The sequence below is a fragment of the Phytoactinopolyspora endophytica genome (assembly GCF_004138495.1).
Classification (GTDB): Bacteria; Actinomycetota; Actinomycetes; order Jiangellales; family Jiangellaceae; genus Phytoactinopolyspora; species Phytoactinopolyspora endophytica.
Genome location: NZ_ML142872.1, coordinates 64,457 through 66,890, shown reverse-complemented (window position 1 = coordinate 66,890; position 2,434 = coordinate 64,457). Strand labels below are relative to the sequence as shown.

2 protein-coding genes and 1 pseudogene are annotated in these 2,434 nt (G+C 67.1%); 2 read left to right on the top strand and 1 reads right to left on the bottom strand.

The window, feature by feature from the left end:
• Together ELR45_RS39765 and araA are read left to right on the top strand one after the other, a co-directional pair.
• Nucleotides 1–436, top strand: a 436-nt coding sequence (locus ELR45_RS39765; protein ID WP_205857608.1) for an L-ribulose-5-phosphate 4-epimerase, incomplete at its 5' end; no start/stop codon positions are given.
• A 257-nt stretch (nucleotides 437–693) separates the two neighbouring features.
• On the top strand, nucleotides 694–2,202 hold the full coding sequence (araA, locus tag ELR45_RS30915) for an L-arabinose isomerase (protein WP_129669718.1): 1,509 nt from the start codon (nucleotides 694–696) through the stop codon (nucleotides 2,200–2,202).
• Here araA and ELR45_RS39760 read toward each other — a convergent pair.
• Nucleotides 2,199–2,434: pseudogene (locus ELR45_RS39760) on the bottom strand (pilus assembly protein CpaE); the annotation flags it as partial. The gene araA and the pseudogene ELR45_RS39760 overlap by 4 nt on opposite strands.

Sequence of the window (2,434 nt, the reverse complement as noted above, 5' to 3'; positions counted from 1 at the left end):
CACGGACGCACACGCCTACGTATATCGGCACATGCCGGAGGTCGGCGGCGTCGTGCACACTCATTCGACGTATGCCACCGCTTGGGCCGCCCGCGGCGAGGCGATCCCATGCGTGCTCACGGCCATGGGAGATGAGTTCGGCGGCGACATACCGGTCGGCCCCTTCGCACTGATCGGCGACGACTCCATCGGTCGCGGCATCGTCAAGACGCTCTCCGCCCACAACTCACCCGCCGTGCTCATGCAGAACCACGGCGTGTTCACCATCGGCCGGGACGCGCGAGCGGCGGTCAAGGCGGCGGTGATGTGCGAGGACGTCGCACGCACCGTACATATCGCCCGGCAGCTCGGGGAGCCGATCCCGATTCCCGACGACGACGTGGCGAGGTTGTACGACCGCTACCAGAACGTCTATGGCCAGCGACGGGAGACGTGACGTGGAGACCCTCGCCGCGACGTACTCATTTTCAGGAGGTGGGGAGGGAGAATTCCCGTCCTCGCCCGCGGCGAGATCGTCGCAGAGCTCCTCACGCGCCGACGCCCGCGCCTACCCTGGCCGGGAATTCTCCCTCCCCACCTTCTCTGGTCACCTATCGCCGCGGACGTGGAAGGTCTCCATGGCACGTACCCCGGTCGCCCGCCGTGACGTTCGTGGTGCGGCCGGGCCGGTTCAGGACAAACTAAGGAGTCGAGATGGAACTCACATCAGCCGAGCATGAGGTGTGGTTCCTCACCGGCAGCCAAGGGTTGTACGGAGAGGACGCGCTGCGCCAGGTTGCCGAGCAGTCCCAACAGGTGGCGAGCGCCCTCGACAGCGCCGGCTCGGTCCCGGTACGGGTGGTGTGGAAGCCTGTCCTGACCGATGCCGAGGCGATCCGCCGGATCTGCCTCGAGGCCGGCTCGTCGGACGCGTGCGTCGGCGTGATCGCCTGGATGCACACGTTCTCGCCGGCCAAGATGTGGATTCACGGGCTCCGCGTGCTGGATGTGCCGATGTTGCACTTGCACACCCAGGCGAACGTCTCGTTGCCCTGGTCCGAGCTCGACATGGACTTCATGAACCTGAACCAGGCGGCGCACGGCGACCGCGAGTTCGGCTACATCCAGACCCGGCTCGGCATGGCCCGCAAGACCGTCGTCGGGCACGCCAGCGACCCCGGCGTCCTGGAACGGATCGGCACCTGGATGCGCGCCGCCCGCGGACTCGCCGAGATCCGCTCTCTCCGGCTGGCGCGGTTCGGCGACAACATGCGTGACGTCGCGGTCACCGAGGGCGACAAGGTCGACGCCCAGGCAAGGCTTGGAGTCTCGGTCAACACCTACGGCGTCAACGACCTGGTCGACGTGGTCGACGCTGTCTCGGATGCCGACATCGATGCTTTGGTCAGCGAATACGAGGACACTTACACGCTGGCCCCGGAGCTGTGCAAGGACGGCGACCGGCGCGAGTCGCTGCGATACGCGATCCGAATCGAGGCGGGCCTCCGCCAGTTCCTCACAGCCGGTGGCTTCCGCGCGTTCACTACGAACTTCGAGGATCTGGGCGGGCTGCGCCAGCTCCCCGGCATCGCCGTACAGCGCTTGATGGCCGACGGATACGGCTTCGGCGGCGAAGGCGACTGGAAGACCTCCGTCCTGCTCCGCACCGTGAAGGCGATGGCGGAGGGTCTGCCCGGCGGGACGTCGTTCATGGAGGACTACACCTACCATTTCGGGCCCGGCGAGCCGAAGATCCTCGGCGCTCACATGCTGGAGGTCTGCCCGAGCATCGCCGCCGACAAGCCGTCGTGCGAGATCCACCCGCTCGGCATCGGCGACCGCGAGGACCCGGTGCGGCTGGTGTTCGACGCCGAGCCAGGACCCGGCGTTGTCGCCGGGCTCGCGGACATCGGTGACCGGTTCCGCATGGTGGCGAACGAGATCGATGTGGTTCCGCCGGATGAGCCGCTGCCGAACCTTCCCGTGGCGCGGGCCGTCTGGAAGCCGAAGCCGGACCTCGCGACATCCGCCGAGTCGTGGATCACCGCCGGGGCACCGCACCACACCGTGCTGTCCTCGGCGATCGGTGTAGAAGAGCTCTCCGACTTCGCAGACATGGTCGACACCGAGTTGCTCGTCATCGACACCGACACCACGGCGCGGCGCTTCACCAAGGAGATCCGCTGGAACCAGGCATATTATCGGCTTGCTCAGGGCTTCTAATCGCCGGTGGCGAGGTAGAGCAGGGCACGTCCGTAGGCTTCGTCGACGTGGCTCGCTTCGCGGCTGACCTGACGGCCGTCGATGTCGAGGACGACGGTATAGCGACCGTTCTGCCGGACCAGCCGCGCGAACGCGGCACCGAGACGCTCGCGTAGCTGTGCCTCGGTGGGCAGCCACAACGCAGCGTCTGTCTCAATGCTGTCCAGCGCCCACTCGACAGTGCCGTTGAACC